Annotated in this window: 14 protein-coding genes; 2 read left to right on the forward strand and 12 right to left on the reverse strand. The window is 73.2% G+C overall.

The annotated features are described in order from the left end of the window. Nucleotides 1-189: 189 nt before the first annotated feature. Entirely contained in the window at nucleotides 190-534 is a 345-nt protein-coding gene (locus MKL01_RS02775) for a hypothetical protein (protein ID WP_243903712.1), read from the reverse strand. 160 nt (nucleotides 535-694) lie between these two features. Beyond that, nucleotides 695-1,930 (reverse strand): AMP-binding protein, encoded by a 1,236-nt coding sequence (locus tag MKL01_RS02780; RefSeq protein ID WP_243903713.1) that lies wholly within the window; start codon nucleotides 1,928-1,930, stop codon nucleotides 695-697. Nucleotides 1,931-2,393: 463 nt separating this feature from the next. On the opposite strand from MKL01_RS02780, the gene MKL01_RS02785 reads away from it, so the two are divergent. Continuing rightward, the gene (locus tag MKL01_RS02785) at nucleotides 2,394-3,173 is read left to right on the forward strand and encodes an invasion associated locus B family protein (protein WP_243903714.1); all 780 of its coding nucleotides are present in this window, start codon (nucleotides 2,394-2,396) and stop codon (nucleotides 3,171-3,173) included. Between the two features lie 151 nt (nucleotides 3,174-3,324). Here MKL01_RS02785 and hspQ read toward each other — a convergent pair whose 3' ends face one another. The 3 genes from hspQ to MKL01_RS02800 are packed head-to-tail and all read right to left on the reverse strand — an operon-like array spanning nucleotide 3,325 to nucleotide 4,861. Beyond that, entirely contained in the window at nucleotides 3,325-3,663 is a 339-nt protein-coding gene (hspQ, locus tag MKL01_RS02790; RefSeq protein ID WP_243903715.1) for a heat shock protein HspQ, read from the reverse strand. Between the two features lie 47 nt (nucleotides 3,664-3,710). After that, nucleotides 3,711-4,121, reverse strand: a complete 411-nt coding sequence (locus tag MKL01_RS02795; protein WP_243903716.1) for a nuclear transport factor 2 family protein — start codon at nucleotides 4,119-4,121, stop codon at nucleotides 3,711-3,713. Further along, complete coding sequence (locus MKL01_RS02800) at nucleotides 4,118-4,861, reverse strand: DJ-1/PfpI family protein (protein WP_243903717.1); 744 nt, start codon at nucleotides 4,859-4,861, stop codon at nucleotides 4,118-4,120. Before MKL01_RS02800 ends, MKL01_RS02795 begins: the two co-directional genes overlap by 4 nt. A 153-nt stretch (nucleotides 4,862-5,014) precedes the next feature. On the opposite strand from MKL01_RS02800, the gene MKL01_RS02805 reads away from it, so the two are divergent. Then, nucleotides 5,015-5,998 carry a GlxA family transcriptional regulator gene (locus MKL01_RS02805; protein ID WP_243903718.1) on the forward strand — a complete coding sequence of 328 codons (984 nt, stop codon included), beginning with the start codon at nucleotides 5,015-5,017 and terminating at the stop codon, nucleotides 5,996-5,998. A gap of 6 nt (nucleotides 5,999-6,004) precedes the next feature. On the opposite strand, the gene MKL01_RS02810 is transcribed toward MKL01_RS02805, so the two are convergent. The 7 genes from MKL01_RS02810 to MKL01_RS02840 form a co-directional block, all read right to left on the reverse strand. Continuing rightward, nucleotides 6,005-6,475: an endonuclease domain-containing protein gene (locus MKL01_RS02810; protein ID WP_243903719.1), complete on the reverse strand. Its 471-nt coding sequence runs from the start codon at nucleotides 6,473-6,475 to the stop codon at nucleotides 6,005-6,007. Between the two features lie 131 nt (nucleotides 6,476-6,606). Continuing rightward, a complete protein-coding gene (locus MKL01_RS02815) occupies nucleotides 6,607-7,656 on the reverse strand; it encodes an HpcH/HpaI aldolase/citrate lyase family protein (protein ID WP_243903720.1) in 1,050 nt (349 codons plus the stop codon). A 112-nt stretch (nucleotides 7,657-7,768) separates the two neighbouring features. Then, complete coding sequence (locus MKL01_RS02820; RefSeq protein ID WP_243903721.1) at nucleotides 7,769-9,094, reverse strand: DUF2778 domain-containing protein; 1,326 nt, start codon at nucleotides 9,092-9,094, stop codon at nucleotides 7,769-7,771. Between the two features lie 177 nt (nucleotides 9,095-9,271). After that, nucleotides 9,272-10,600, reverse strand: coding sequence for an AmpG family muropeptide MFS transporter (locus MKL01_RS02825; protein WP_243903722.1), 1,329 nt, complete (start codon nucleotides 10,598-10,600; stop codon nucleotides 9,272-9,274). Nucleotides 10,601-10,824: 224 nt separating this feature from the next. Next, nucleotides 10,825-14,424 carry a transcription-repair coupling factor gene (mfd, locus tag MKL01_RS02830; protein ID WP_243903723.1) on the reverse strand — a complete coding sequence of 1,200 codons (3,600 nt, stop codon included), beginning with the start codon at nucleotides 14,422-14,424 and terminating at the stop codon, nucleotides 10,825-10,827. Between the two features lie 503 nt (nucleotides 14,425-14,927). Then, nucleotides 14,928-15,158 carry a hypothetical protein gene (locus tag MKL01_RS02835; protein ID WP_243903724.1) on the reverse strand — a complete coding sequence of 77 codons (231 nt, stop codon included), beginning with the start codon at nucleotides 15,156-15,158 and terminating at the stop codon, nucleotides 14,928-14,930. A 16-nt stretch (nucleotides 15,159-15,174) separates the two neighbouring features. After that, on the reverse strand, nucleotides 15,175-15,471 hold the full coding sequence (locus MKL01_RS02840; RefSeq protein ID WP_243903725.1) for a succinate dehydrogenase assembly factor 2: 297 nt from the start codon (nucleotides 15,469-15,471) through the stop codon (nucleotides 15,175-15,177). Nucleotides 15,472-15,508 lie beyond the last annotated feature (37 nt).

A 15,508-nucleotide genomic window follows, 5' to 3' on the forward strand; every position in this document is an offset into this window, starting at 1 on the left:
AGCCTCAAGAGCGTTGGCTCCCGGATGCGGATCGTGACGCGCGACGCGCGCTCCTCCCCCTTGCGGGAAGGCGGTGGAGGTGGGGATGGTGCGGACGGCACCGCCGAGCCTTATCCGGCGCCCCCCGCAAGGGGGAGGGCGGCCGCGCCCAGACCGTCAGGCGCGGGATCCAATCAGACCGAGAATGCGCTAGAGATCCGGCTGCGCGGCCACGTAGGCGCCGAGGCGGGTCGCGAGGTCGACGGGGCCGCCGGAGCGGACCTCCCCCGAATCGCCGATCAGGATGACCGGGATGCCGCGGTCCCGGAGCCGGGACCGAAGCCGGGCGGCGCGGCGGGCATAGGCGGGGTCCCGGCGGGTCGGGGCCTGAAGCAGGACCGCGGAGGGGCGGGCGATCACGGCAAGCACGTCGTCCGCCGCCTCCATGGAGGCGGTGACGCTCGCGTAGCCGAGATTGGCCAGCTCGCCCGAGAGGGACCGGTCCACGGCGCGGACGCCGTCATCGACCACGAGCACTTGTTGCAGCGCACCCATGAGCTTGAGCGGTACTCCATCCTGCACAGCTTGGAAAGATAGCCGTGACCACAATCCGTTGCAGAACCCGCGAGGAGGCGGTTCGGATCCGTCGGCCGTGTGCAGATGCGAGATTATCCGCCGCGCCTGAGCGCGGGATGAACCGCCCCGCAGGACCCGTTCAGGTGCGCGCCGCGTCGCCGGGGGCGCCGGGCCGGGAGCCCGGGCCCCGCCAGGATCGGGGATCCGTCTCCGGGATGTCGCCGCGGGGCAGGGGCGCCACCGCGCAGGCCGGCCCGCGGTAGACCAAGCCTCCGTCGGCCCCGCGGGCGAGGTTCAGGAGGGCGCGGGGCAGGGGCGCCCGCTCCGGGAAGGCCAGGGTCGCGGCGAGGTCGCGGAGGCCGGGGCGGGTGAGCACGGCCGCCTCGCCGAAGACCAGGGAATCGAGGCGCTGCGGGGCGGCGGATCCGGGCGCGGCCGGCAGGGCGGCCGGCGCCCTGTGCACCACGTTGAGGGCGCGCACGGTCCAGGGCAGGGGCAGGGCGGCGAGCGCCGGCTCGATCAGGGCGGGGGCGACGAGGCGGGTCGGCACGGGCCGCAACAGGGCGGCGCGGAAGCCCGCCGCGTCGAAGGGGATCACCGTCTCGAGGCCGGCCCCGACCGTCAGCGCGGCGCCGAGGCCGGTCACCAGCCCGCGCAGGTCGTGGGCGGGAAGGAGCGTCAGGATCCGCTCGTCCGCGGTGACCGGCAGGGCGTCGAGATGCGCCGCGATGGACGCCGCGAGCGCCGCCGCGGGGCGATAGACCGGCCGGCCCGGATCGCCGTCCTCGAAGGTCACGAGGCCGAGGCTCGCGCCCGGCTGGGACACGCCGCGCTCCAGGGCCATCGCGTCGAGACTGATCACGCCGTCCGGCACGCCGGGTCCGAAGGCCGCGAGGTAGCGCAGGCTGAAATGGCGCATGGCCGCGCGGGTGAGCTCCTCGGCGGGCCGGCGTTCCCCCCGTCGGCCCTCCGTCAGCACCGCGACGAGGCCGGCGGCCTCGATCGCCGCGGAGAGCCGCTCGGGATCCCAGGGGGCCGGCATCGCGCAGGGCAGGTGCCCGGCGGCCTCGACCGCGAGGTGGGCGAGGGCCGATTCGGCCCCCCCGGAGAACCACAGGCCGATCCGGCTGCCGGCCGGGAGCCGCCAGGCGCCGATCCCGCGGGCGAGCCGGCCGACGATCTCGGCGGCGGCCGCGTAGGTCCAGGTGATCGGCGGGCGTCCACACCAGGCAACCCGGTCGCCCGAATCACGCAGGGCCGTGCGCTGCGGGGCCGTGCCGGCGGTCGCGAACAGGCAGGCGCACAGCCCGTCGGACCGCGCGGACGCGTCCGCTGCGGCGTCGGCCGTCGTCTCCGCCACCGCGAACGCGTTCAACCCGCCACCCCCGACCGATACTGCGAAGCCGCCGGCATGGTCGATCGATTACGGTTAACCGACCGCTAAGGCCAGGGGCGACCGCCCGCGCGGCGGCGCCCCGGCGGAGTGCGCCCCCCCGGGCCGATCACGCGCTCGTGCGATGTCGCGCTTGCGGCCGGACAGGCGCGGGCCTATCGGGAGCCGGCCGCGGTTCTGCGGGCCTGCCGGCCCGACGAACCGCAGTGTCAAGCCGCGGTGTCATGCCTTCGCCTCATTCCGGGGGAAAGGCAGGCCGCCCGGTCGCCAGGGCGGGCGAGGGGCGCATTCGGGCGCCCGTCCCACCCGATGGCCGGACTGATTCATCCGGATTTCCGGGGAGCACGCCACGGCGGCGCGCGCCCGGATGATCCGGCGGACCCGCCGTCCGGTGGGCTCCGCATCCTGCCAGCCACACCACGTCTCTTCCAAGGGGTCAGAGCCGATGTCCTTCACCCGCTCCGCGCCGCACGTGCGCGCTGCCCTTCTCGGTCTCGCGGGCCTCGGCCTCGCGGTCGCGCCGGCCCTGGCGCAGCCGAAGAAGCCCGCGGCCCCGGCGCCGACCGCGCCCGCGCCGACCGCCCCGGCCACCCCGGCAGCCAACACGCCGGCCGCCCAGACCGGCCCGCAGATCGTGGCCGTGAAGTCCGAGCCGAGCCAGGCCGACTGGACCAAGGTCTGCGGCAAGGACCAGGGCTCGGGCACCGACATCTGCTACACGACCCGCGACTTCGTGTCCGACCAGGGCCAGCCGGTGCTGGCGGTGGCGGTCTACGAGATGAAGAACGCCGCCCAGAAGCAGGAGGTGCGCGTGGTGCGCTACCTGCTGCCGCTGGGCCTGCTGCTGCAGCCGGGCATCCGCTTCAGCGTCGACGGCCAGGGCGCGACGGCCGGCCGCTTCGCGGTCTGCTTCCCGAACGGCTGCTTCGCCGAGGCGGGGGGCGTCGATGCCGGCGTGGTCGCCGCGATGAAGAAGGGCACGACCCTCAACGTCTCGGTCCAGAACCAGACCCAGCGCGAGGTCACCTTCGCGGTGCCGCTCGCCGGCTTCGGCAAGGCCTTCGACGGCCCGGCCATCGACCCGAAGGTGCTCGAGGAGCAGCAGAAGAAGCTCCAGGCGGAGCTGGAGAAGCGCTCCGAGGACATGCGCAAGAAGCTCGAGCAGCAGGGCGGCGCCGCCGGCGCTGCCCCGTCCGCCGGCGCCACCCCCCCGGCCGCCAAGTAGGCGCGACCCGGCGCGTCGGCGCAAGCCGGCGCGCAGGCGCCTCCGCGGCGTCATCGGCCCGCCGGGCGGCGGGCCCGGCCGTCGGGGTCCCGGCGACCGGATCCCCGCAGGGCTCCGCCGCTGCCTCCGGGCCGCCCCGGTCGACGGCCGCTCAGTTCGTGGCGCGGTCGCGCATGCGGTAGGCGCCGCCCGAGTCGCGCACGAACATCTCGGCGATGCCGGCGTGGCGCAGGGCCTCGCCGGACGTGTCGGGCAGGAGGTTCTGCTCCGACACGTAGGCCACGTACTCGGTCTCGGCGTTCTCGGCCAGCAGGTGGTAGAACGGCTGGTCCTTGCGGGGCCGGACCTCTTCGGGGATCGACAGCCACCATTCCTCGGTGTTGTCGAAGACCGGATCGACGTCGAAGACGACACCCCGGAACGGGTAGATCCGGTGGCGCACCACGGCGCCGATCGCGAACTTCGCGGTTCTGAGTGTTACGTCCGTCATGATTCAGTCCGTCCAGGACGGACAGATAGGTCCGATGACGGACCGTGTCACCGGGCGGGGGGCAACGTCCCCGCATCGGCCGCGCGGAACAGCCGGTCCCGGATCGCGAGCGCCTCGGGCAGGGGCCGCCACAGCACCGACATCTCGCGGATCAGACCGTCCGCGTCGAGGCGCCAGATATCCGCGCCGTCGATGCGATGGGGGCCCGCCGCGGCCCCGAAGAACGCGGCGGCGTATGTGGGTCCTTCGAGGATCTCACGGATCTCGAAGGCGTCGATCGTCGCCAGCAGCGCGTCGACGACCGGCCGGATGGCCGCCTTCCCGCGGACGGGCTCGGCGGCAAGCGGCGTGTTGAGCACGACGTCCTCGGTCATCTCCGCCAGCATGCCGTCCCGGTCCTTGGCCTGCATCGCGGCCGCGAAGGCGCGCACGTGCGCGAGGTTCTGGGGGCGGTTCATCGGGGCGCTCCTGCGGGATGGGGATGCGGGATCCCGAGCTCGGCGGAGAGCGCCCGGGCGGTGGCCTCGCGCCGGGCGGTGAGGTCGGCGGCGCCGGCCCGCGCCCGCGCCACGACGGCGGGCGGCGCGGTCAGGGGGGTGCCGCTGTCGAAGGGCGGCTCGGGGGCGTACTGCATCCCGAGCTGGATGGTCTGGGCGGCCTCGTCGCCGCGCAACGCGGCGGCGAGCCGGAGCGCCCCGTCGATCCCCGCGGTGACGCCGGCCGCGAACACCCAGGTGCGGCCGTCCGCGTCGCGGTCGAGGACCACGCGGGCGTCCACCGGCTCGGCCCCGAACCAGGGGAGCAGGTGGACCGCGTTCCAGTAGGTCGTCGCCCGCCGCCCCACCAGCAGGCCCGCCGCCCCGAGCAGGAGCGCGCCGGTGCAGACCGAGAGGACGTGGCCCGCGCCCGCCGCCTGCTCCCGCAGCCAGCCGAGCAAAGCCGCGTCGCGCATCAGCGCCTCCTGGCCCTGGCCGCCCGGGACGTGCAGCACGTCGAGGCGCGGCGCCTCCGCCAGGGTGGCGTCCGGCAGGATCCGGAGGCCGCGCACGTCGCGAACCGGCGCGGAGGACGGCGCGTAGATCCGGTAGGTGCTGTTGGGCACCCGGGACAGGACCTCGAACGGGCCGGTGAGGTCGATCTGGTCGAGCCCGTCGAACAGGAGCGAGCCGATCTGCAGATGGGTGTCGTCGGGGATCATGCTGTGCCTCCGGTCTCGGCAGTAAGCGTTTGAAACACCGCGCTTTTCCCCGTCCCGAAGCGGGAGGCGCGCACGGTGCGCGGGACGGGGGACGCCGTGTGACCGTCGCCGCGTCTGGACGGTCCGACCCTAAAGCGCCATCCTCTGGCGGACATGCCAAAGATCCCTCGTTTCCCGCCAGAGGGCCCGCGTCCCGTGGAGGTGCTGGCCTTCCCGGCGGTGCAGCTCCTCGACGTGGCCGGGCCGCTCCAGGTCTTCGCCACCGCCAACGAGCGCGGCGCGGTAGGCACGCCCTACGCGCCGCGGGTGATCGCGGCCGGCGACCTCGGGCTCACCGCCTCGGCGGGCCTGCGGCTGGTGGCCGATCCGCTGCCGGATCTCGACGCGCCGCTGGACACCCTGGTGATCGCGGGCGGCCCCGGCGTCCTGGCGGCGTGCGACGATCCGGCCCTGGTGGCCTGGGTGCGGGCGCGGGCCGCGCGCGCGCGCCGGGTCGCCTCGGTCTGCACCGGGGCCTTTCTGCTGGGCGCCACCGGGCTCCTCGACGGGCGCCGGGCCGTGACCCACTGGACCCAGTGCGCCGCGCTGGCCCGGCGCTACCCGCTGGCCCGGGTCGAGCCGGACCCGATCTTCGTGCGCGACGGCCCGGTCTGGTCCTCCGCGGGGGTCACCGCGGGCATCGACCTGACGCTGGCGCTGGTGGAGGAGGATCTCGGCCGTCCCGTCGCCCTGGCGGTGGCGCGCCACCTCGTGGTGTTCCTCAAGCGTCCCGGCGGACAGGCGCAGTTCAGCGCGGCGCTGGCCCTGCAGGCCGGGGAGGAGCGGTTCGGGGCGCTCCACGCCTTCATCGCCCAGAACCTGTCGGCCGCCCTGTCGCTCCCGGCGCTGGCGGCGGCCGCCGGGATGAGCGAGCGCAGCCTGAGCCGGAACTATCGCGCGGCGACCGGCCTCACCCCCACCAGGGCGGTGGAGCGCCTCCGGGTGGAAGCCGCCCGGCGGCTCCTCGCCGAGACGGCGCAGCCGGTGAAGCGCATCGCCCGGACCTGCGGCTTCGGCTCCGAGGAGACGATGCGGCGCAGCTTTTTGCGGCACGTGGCGGCGACCCCGCAGGCGTATCGGGCGCGGTTCGGGGGGTGAGGCGCGTCAGACCGGATCGCCGGGTGGGAGGGCAGCCCAGATGGTCTCGCGCACGGCGTCGAGATCCTGGTGGATGTCTCCATTCAAGACGTGCAGCAGGGCGAAGCCGCAGGTCTCCATGATCCTCGCGCGTGCCGCGTCGTAGAGAAGCTCTCGCTTGGTCGAATGGGTTGCGCCATCGACCTCTCCTACGGGCCTCGCTTCCACACAGGCGAAATCGACGATGAAGCGGTCGATCGGACAAGGGCGGCGGAACTTCCAGCCGTTGAGCGCACGGTTCCGCAGGACACGCCAGTGCTTGGCCTCGCGGTGGTCTGGTTCCGGCGCAGATGGCGGGCCCGCGGGATCGACTTGCTCACCGAGTCGTCTCGACGGCGCGGCACCGAATCGACCGGACGACCCCGCGTTCTCTCGCACCGGTGCCCTCGGCCCCCTGAAAGCCTTTGAGACGCCCTCGCGCTTCAGGACCCGCAACACGCCCCTCTCCCGTGCGGGAGAGGGGGCAGGTCGCGGTCGTTAAAGGCGACGGCGCCTCGGACCGATGGCGGTCGTAGAATTCCGGGGAGAGCCCATCGCCCCCCGGAACGGGCCCTGGCATCCCCCGCGCGCTACCCCAGCTGATAGACCGCCGCCAGCTCCGGATCCTTCGCGGCGACGAGCTTGGCCAGATCCACGATGACCTTGGCCTGCTTCCAGGTGGCATCGTCCTGCATCTTGCCGTCGAGCATCACCGCGCCGGTGCCGTCCGGCATGGCCGCGACGATCCGGGCCGCGAAGGCCACCTCGGCCGGGTCCGGCGCGAAGACCCGCTTGGCGATCGCCACCTGGCTCGGATGCAGCGTCCAGGCCCCGGCGCAGCCCATCAGGAAGGCGTTGCGGAACTGCGCCTCGCAAGCCGCGCCGTCGGAGAAGTCGCCGAACGGGCCGTAGAACGCCTTGAGGCCGTTCGCCATGCAGGCATCGACCATCCTGGCGATGGTGTAGTGCCAGAGATCCTGCTGGGCAGTGGCTCGGGGGGCGTCCCCGGACGGGTCGCCGAGCACCCGGTAATCCGGGTGGCCGCCGCCGACCCGGGTGGTCTTCATGCCGCGCGACGCCGCCAGATCCGCCGGGCCGAGGCTCATCCCGTGCATCCGCGGCGAGGCCGACGCGATGGCGTCGACATTGGCCACGCCCTCCGCGGTCTCCAGGATCGCGTGGACCAGGATGGGCTTGGCCACCCCGTGCCGGGCCTCGAGCTGGGCGAGCAGCTGGTCGATGTAGTGGATGTCCCACGGCCCCTCGACCTTGGGCACCATCACGACGTCGAGCTTGGAGCCCACCTCGGCGACGAGCGTGAACAGGTCGTCCAAGATCCAGGGCGAGTTGAGGGCGTTGATCCGGGTCCACAGGCCCGTGCCGGTGGCGGCGAAATCGGTCGCCCGGGCCATGGCGACGAAGCCGTTGCGGGCCGCCTCCTTCTGGTCGGCCGGGACCGCGTCCTCCAGGTTGCCCAGCACCACGTCGACCGTGCCGGCGAGCTCCGGCACCCGGGCGCGGACCTTGTCGTTGTGGGGCGGCACGAAGTGGATCATCCGCTCCAGCCGCACCGGCAGCTCGCGGAACGGGGCCGGCGCGCCGGTGGCGAGGGGCTGGAAGAAGCGGCGGGGCAGTTTCATCGGGTGCCTCTCGTTCGGGGCTGGCGTCTGGCCCCGTTAAGGCAGGCTTGGGCGGGCGCGTAAAGCCGCGCCGCGCCGCCGCAATCCCGGACGTCCGGCGCGGCCCGGCCCGCTACCCGCGCTCGCCCGGGCGATCGGCCATGCCGACCCGGCTGCCGAAGAAATCCCCGGCGCGGCCGGCCACGACCACGAGGCGCCGGACCTCGCCCCGCAGGAAGGCCTGCAGGAACCGGTTGTAGTCGCGGAACGAGACGCAGCCGTTCGAGGCCCCGGGCTGACGCAGCATGTAGGTGTGGGCGAGGAGGCCGTCGCGGCCATGGATCGCGCCGCTGCCGCCGACCGGGGTGAGACGGATCGCCCGGACGCCGTGGAACAGGCGCTCGCGCTCGGTCAGCGCGTAGGTCCCGGGCGGCGTCGAGCCGCGCATGCGCAGGTGGACGAAACGCGGGTTGTCCATGGCCTCGCCGAGGCCGGAATGGGCCTCCAGCACCTCGCCGGAGGGCAGCGTCACCGTGCGGGCGCTGATATCGTAGACCGCCGTGCCGCCCACCGATTCGGGCTCCGGGCTGATCCGGGTGCGCGGGGCCTGCGGCAGCGTCTCCGGGCTGGCATAGGCCAGCACCTGACGCTGCTCCTGGCGCGGCGCGGGGGCGCCGCCGCCGAACAGCTTCTCGAAGAACGACGGCTCCTCGGCCATGGCGGCACGGAACACGTCGCGGGTGCGGGGCAGGGCGCGGGCCGCCACCCGGGCGGCGGCCGGGCGCCGCAGGTCCGGCGGGCGGGCCACCGGCAGCGGGACGAGGGCCGCCGTGGCGACGGGCGCGGGGCCGAGGGCCGCCGGCGTCGCCCCCCCGGAGGTCCGCAGTTGCGGCTCCCCGACCCGGGCGACCTGCGCGAGCCTGGCCGGCGCGACTGGGGCCGATGCGACTTGAGCCGGCGCGACCCGCGCCTGCTCCGCCCTGGCGACCTGCCGGGCGATCTCGCGGATCGCGGGCGGCGGCTCGGCGGCGGCGACCAGGAAGGCCGGGACCGGGGGCGCCTCATCCCCGAAGGTCCGCGCGGCGCCGGATCCCAGGGCGGGGCTCGGATCGAGCATCCAGGCGACGCTCGGCCGCGGCGCCGGGTTCCGGGTCGCCGCCAGGGTGGACCGGAGCGCGGGGGTCGGTTCCGCCGCCGCGGCGACGGCCGGGGGCTCGCCGGCGGGGGGCGGCCCGTGCGGCGGGGTAAGCACGGCCCAGCCGGCCAGGGTCACGGCCGTCAGGGCGATGAGCCCCGTCAGCCGCGCCCGCCGACGGGCGCGCCGCATGGCGCTCGGATAGGGCGCCCGGGTCCGGACGACGGGATCGTAGACGGTCTCCCCGAAGGCGACGCGCGGACGCGCCTTGGGAACGGGCTCCGCGGCGCGGTACGCGGTTCGGGACATCGCAGCCTGGGCCATTCGGGGAACTCGCGTCCGCGCTTCCCCGCGGGCAGCCGCCGCCGTTCGCCCGCGGAGGCTCGGTCCGCGCGCGTCGCCAGGGTTGCCCGTCTGGGGAGGACATCAACCGTCCGCCCCATTAAGCCGACCCATGGTTAATCTGGGCTAAAGAGACAGTATTCCCCGGGCGCCCGCCCGTCAGGACGCCGGGCCGGGCGCCTCCATCGGCCCGTGCCGGCGCGCGACGAAGAGGCAGAGCAGGGCCACCGGCACGCCGATCAGCGACGTGCCGACGAAGAACCACGCGAACCCGGTCCGCTCGATCACGAAGCCCGAGAGCCCGGCGAGCAGGCTGCCGGGCAGGGCGCAGAGCGAGGTGAGCAGGGCGTACTGGCTCGCCGCGTGCGCGGTGGCGGAGAGCCGGGACATGTAGGTGATCAGCACGATCGACGCGAAGGCGTAGGCGAAGCCGTCGATCCCGACGGTGACCGCGAAGGTCCAGAACGCCGCCCCGCCATGGCCGCCGTGCCAGGCGAGGTAGGCCAGCGCGAGGTGCGAGGCCGAGGCCACCACGGTGCCGATCAGCAGGCTCGCCATCATGCCGATCCGCGGGATGATGGCGCTGGCCAGGAACGTCCCGCCGAGCGCGATCCAGAAGCCGAACAGCTTGGTCACCGTGGCGATGTCGGTGTTGGAGTAGCCCAGCGTCTTGAACAGCGGGATCGCCATGGCGCTCGAGACGTAGCCGGGCATCCGGAAGCCCGCGACCAGCGCCAGCACCGGCACCGCCAGCGGCCCGAGCCGGGCGAGGAGATCGCGGATCGGCGCCCAGACGGTCTCGACGAAGCCGCCGGCGGCCGGCGTCTCGGGGGCGGAGGGCTCGGGCGCCAGCAGGGCCGCGATGGTGCCGGGGGCCATCAGGGCGGCCATGCACAGGTAGGCGGCGCGCCAGCCGTAGGCGTCGGACAGGTAGAGGGCGCCCGCCCCGGCGGCGAGGTTGCCGATACGGTAGCCGATCTCCGACCAGGACGACATCAGCGCCTGCCGGTCGGGGGGCGCCACGGTGATGCGCCAGCCGTCGATGACCACGTCCTGGGTGGCACCCGCGACGCCCAGCGCCAGCGAGAAGGCCACCGTCCAGGCGAGCCAGTGGGCCGGATCGCCGAAGGCGACGCCGGCGAGCGCCAGGGCCACCAGGATCTGCGTGGCGACGATCCAGCCCCGCCGGCGCCCGAGCCAGCGGCCGAGCAGCGGCGCGTCATGCCGGTCGAGGAAGGGCGCCCAGAGGAACTTGAGCTTGTAGGCGATGGTCAGCTCGCTCATCAGCCCGATGGTGGCGAGCGGTACCTGCGCCTGGACGAGCCAAGCCGACTGCGTCGCGTAGACCAGCAGGAACGGAATGCCCTGCGCGAAGCCGAGGCCGAGCACCGCCACGACCCGCCGGTCGGTGAACAGGGGCGTGAGGAAGGCACCGTTCCGCGATTCCGCCGGGCCGGACGCACCGGTGGCCTGCGCCGGGTTTGCCATCCACGCGTCTCCTGAACCTCGCGACGGGACAGAGCCAGAGATGGGTGGAGGGTGCAACGGCCGCGCGACTGTCCCCCCCAGCCTGAGGTGCCGAAGCGCAGCGGAGGCCTCGAAGGAGCCCTCCAGCCAGCCGCGCGATCCCTGGAGCCCTCCTTCGAGGCCCGCTTCGCGGGCACCTCAGGATGAGGGGGGGGGTTGGATGCGGCGGTGCTCGACCCTGTCCCTCACGCCGCCTTCTTCCCCCGCTCGGCGATCGTCACGAGGCTCCGCAGCACCTCGGTGGCGGTCTTGAGCCGGGCCGGGATCGTGGTCAGCTCGCGCACGAACACGACGCTCATGTCGGGGCGCACCTTGGCGAAGGAGGCCTGCTCGGCGACGAAGGCCACCAGACCCTGCGGGTTGGCGTAGGACTTGTCCCGGAAGTGGACCACCACGCCCTTCGGCCCGGCCTCGACCTTCTCGACATTGGCCCTGAGGCACAGGATCTTGATCGTGCCGATCTTGAGGAGCTGCTCCACCTCCGGCGGCAGGGGCCCGAACCGGTCGATCATCTCGGCCCCGAAGCTCTCCATCTCGGCATCGTCCTGGAGGGTGGCCAGCCGCCGGTAGAGGGCGAGCCGCACCCCCAGATCCTCGACGTAATCCTCCGGGATCGTGACCGGGGCCCCGAGCGCGATGGTCGGCGACCACGCCTCCGCGGGCAGGTCCTCGATGCCGGCCTTGAGCGCCGTCACCGCGTCCTCCAGCATCTGCTGGTAGAGCTCGTAGCCGACCTCCTTGATGTGGCCCGACTGGGCGTCGCCCAGGAGATTGCCGGCGCCGCGGATGTCGAGGTCGTGGGAGGCGAGCTGGAAGCCCGCGCCCAGGGTGTCGAGGCTCTGGAGCACCTTGAGCCGCTGCTCGGCCTGGGCGGTGAGCTGGCGGTTGGCCGGCGTCGTGAACAGCGCGTAGGCCCGGGCCTTCGAGCGCCCGACCCGGCCGCGCAGCTGGTAGAGCTGGGCCAGCCCGAACATGTCGGCCCGGTGCACGATCAGCGTGTTGGCGGTGGGGATGTCGAGGCCCGATTCCACGATCGTGGTCGAGAGCAGCACGTCGAACTTGCCCTCGTAGAAGGCGGTCATCACGTCCTCGAGCTGGCCCGCCGCCATCTGGCCGTGGGCCACCGCGACCTTGATCTCGGGCATCTCGGTGTCGAGGAACTTCTTCACCTCCGCGAGATCCTCGATCCGCGGCACCACGTAGAAGGCCTGGCCGCCGCGGTAGCGCTCGCGCAGCAGGGCCTCCCGGATGGTCAGCGGGTCGAACGGCGTCACGAAGGTGCGCACCACCAGCCGGTCCACCGGGGGCGTGGCGATGATCGAGAGCTCGCGCACCCCCGTCATGGCGAGCTGGAGCGTGCGCGGGATCGGAGTCGCCGAGAGTGTCAGCACGTGGACGTCCGCCTGGAGCGCCTTCAGCCGCTCCTTGTGGGCCACGCCGAAATGCTGCTCCTCGTCCACGATGATCAGGCCGAGGTCCTTGAACGCGATGTTCTTGGCGAGCAGCGCGTGGGTACCGACCACGATGTCGACGGTGCCGGCGGCGAGGCCCGCCCGGGTCTGCTTCATGTCGCCGGCCGAGACGAAGCGGGAGAGCTGCGCGATCTGGACCGGCAGCCCCTTGAAGCGCTCCGCGAAGGTCCGGAAGTGCTGGCGGGCGAGCAGCGTGGTCGGGACGATCACCGCCACCTGCTTGCCGGCGATCGCCGCCGCGAAGGCGGCGCGCAACGCCACCTCGGTCTTGCCGAAGCCGACATCGCCGCAGACCAGCCGGTCCATGGGCCGCCCGGCGTTGAGGTCGTCCAGCACCGCGTCGATGGCGTTGGCCTGATCCTCGGTCTCCTCGAAGGGGAAGCGGGCGGCGAATTCCTCGTACAGGCCTTCGGGGGCCTTGAGGGCAGGGGCCTTCCGGACGAAGCGCTGGGCCGCGACCTTGATCAATTCGCCCGCCATCTCGAGGATGCGGCGCTTCATCTTGGCCTTGCGGGCCTGCCAGGCGCCGCCGCCGAGCCGGTCGAGGGCGACCTCGGAATCCTCCGAGCCGTAGCGGGTCAGGAGCTCGATGTTCTCCACCGGCAGGAGCAGCAGGCCGCCGGTATATTGCAGCTCCAGGCAATCGTGCGGCGCACCCGCGGCGTGGATCGTCTTGAGGCCGACGAAGCGCCCGATGCCGTGATCGGCATGGACCACGAGGTCGCCGGGCTGGAGCGCCTGAACCTCCAGGATCACGTCCTGGGGCCGCTTGGCCTTGCGCTTCTGGCGCACCAGCCGGTCGCCCAGGATGTCGCCCTCGGAGACGACCGCGAGTTCGCCGACGGTGAAGCCCGCCTCCAGGCCCCAGACCGCCACCGCGGCGTCGGTGCCGCGCTTCAGCGCGTAGACGTCCGACAGGCGGGTGATCGCCACGGGCTTCCTCAGGCCGTGATCGGCGAGCACGCCGCACAGCCGGTCGCGGGAGCCGTCGGACCAGGATCCCAGGATCACGTGATGCCCGGATCCCTGGAGGTCGCGGATATGCGCCACCGCCGCGTCGAACACGCTGGCGTTCTCGTCGGCCCGCTCCGGCGCGAAGTTGCGGCCGGGCTTGGCCCCGCAATCGATGACGGCGCGTTCGGGCGAGTCCGGCTGGGCGAACGGCGTCAGCCGCGCCACCGTGGCGGCGGCGATCCGCTCCTTCAGCTCGTTCGGCATCACGTAGAGGGCGCGGGGCGGCAGCGGCTTGTAGGGGGCGACGCCGGCCTGCGGGGTCTTCATCGCGCCCTCGCGGGCCTGGTAGTAATCCTGCACGAGGCTGATCCGCTCGGCGGCGGCATCCTCGACCTGCGGGTCGAACACCAGCGGCACGCCGCCGAGATAGTCGAACAGCGTGTCGAGGTGATCGTAGAACAGCGGCATCCAGTGCTCGAGGCCGGCGTAGCGCCGCCCCTCGCTCACGGTCTCGTAGAGCCGGTCGTCCCGGGTCGCGGCCCCGAAACTCTGGACATAGCCCTGGCGGAAGCGCCGGATCGTCTCCGTGGTGAGCTGGACCTCGCTCATGGGCATCAGATCGAGGGAGCGCAGCTGGCCGGTGGTGCGCTGCGTCTCCGGGTCGAAGGCGCGGATCGATTCCAGCGTGTCGCCGAAGAAGTCGAGGCGGATCGGCGCCGGCAGGCCCGGCGGCGACAGGTCGAGGATGCCGCCGCGGACCGCGTACTCGCCGGTGTCGCGCACCGTCCCCGTGCGCAGGAACCCGTTGGCCTCCAGCCACGCCACCACGTCGTCCATCGCCACGACGTTGCCGATCGCCGCCGAGAACGTCTCCCGGGCGATGTGGGCCCGGGGCGGCACCCGCTGCACCAGGGCGTTGACGGTGGTGCAGAGGATGCGCGGACGGTCCTCGGCCGAGCGGGTCCGGGCGAGGCGCGCGAGCGCCGTCATCCGGGCGGCCGCCACCGCGGTGGTGGGCGAGACCCGGTCGTAGGGCTGGCAGTCCCAGGCCGGCAGGCTCATCACCTCCATCTCGGGCGCCACGAAGCCGAGGGCCGCCTGGAACGACGCCGAGCGCCCGGAATCCCGGGCGACGTGGACCAGCACCGCCGGGGCGTCGACATGGGGCGCCAGGGCGCGGGCGAGGTCGGCGACGGCGAGCGCGTCGAAGCCTTCGGGGACGCTGGCGAGAACCGGGCTGTCGCCGCGCTTCAGGGCGTCGAGCGCCTGGGCCAGCGCCGAGGATTTCGGCAGGGCGAAACGCGCCGTCTGCGGCTTGGCGGCGGGAGCCGGGGGAGATTTCGGTTGCGGCTTGGCCATCGAGTCTTTCGCGGGGAATCCCGCCGGGCGCGTCAGGAGCAGAAGTCAGGTGGCGTTAGCCGATCGGGCCGGCGCGATAAAGCATCCCGGCGGCGGCGTCCGGACGGCTGAACGCATCCTATATGGCGGTCCGGCTGCGGCATGGAACGGCTGTTCGGCGGCGATTCGGGACAGCGCGCGCAGCTGGAGCGACGGCACGACAGGCGAGCATCGACGGTTGTATCGGATGCAACGTGCCCCCTTTCCCGGGCGGGAGAGGGTTGGGGTGAGGGACGAACGGTTTCAGAAATGAGCACGCAATCGACGCGCCGATAGGGCACGCCGCGTCCGGACAGACCTGGTCCCTCACCCTGTCCCTCTCCCGCATGGGAGAGGGGACCCGCGACATGTTCGGCGATGACGACGCGGCGCGCCGGCCGCGGCCATCAAGCGCGGATCAACGCGGTGTAGCGGTGGCACATGCTCGCGGCCGAGGGGGGATCGCTGAGCACGGCCGGCGCCGCTCACGCGTCGGGCCCGACGATCTCCGCCAGCGCCGCCTCGACCCGGCCGCGGAAGAAGTCGGCGTTGGGCATCGTCTCGGTCATCGCGGCGGCCCGAGCGGTCGCCTGCCGCAGGATCTCCCCGCGCAGCGCCGGGTCGGAGCGCTCCATCATCTCCAGCATGATCCGCACGACCAGTTCGGTGGCGATCGAGCGGGCGGGGTGGTCGTAAGTGGGCTTCGGTTCGTCCATCGCGTGCCCTCGGGTCTCAGGAATGGATCGGCGCGTCGTGCCGGTGGAACGCCCGCACGCGCCGCCAGACCGACGTGTCGTAGTTCGAGGGCGTCTCCATCTCGCCGGTGAGCCACTTGAACAGGTCGCGGTCGGGCACCTCGATCAGCGCCTCGAACTGGTCGAGTTCCGCCTCCGACAGGTCGCCGATCTCGGCATCGGCGAAGCGGCCCATGATCAGGTCCATCTCGCGGATGCCGCGGTGCCAGGCGCGGTAGAGGAGGCGGCGGCGGCGCGGATCGAGGTCGGCGCTCGTGCGGGTGGTGCCGGACATGGATCTCGGAGCTCGGCTGAGGACGGGCACACGCTAG

Source organism: Methylobacterium sp. J-070, from assembly GCF_022829385.1.
In the GTDB taxonomy this organism is placed as follows: domain Bacteria; phylum Pseudomonadota; class Alphaproteobacteria; order Rhizobiales; family Beijerinckiaceae; genus Methylobacterium.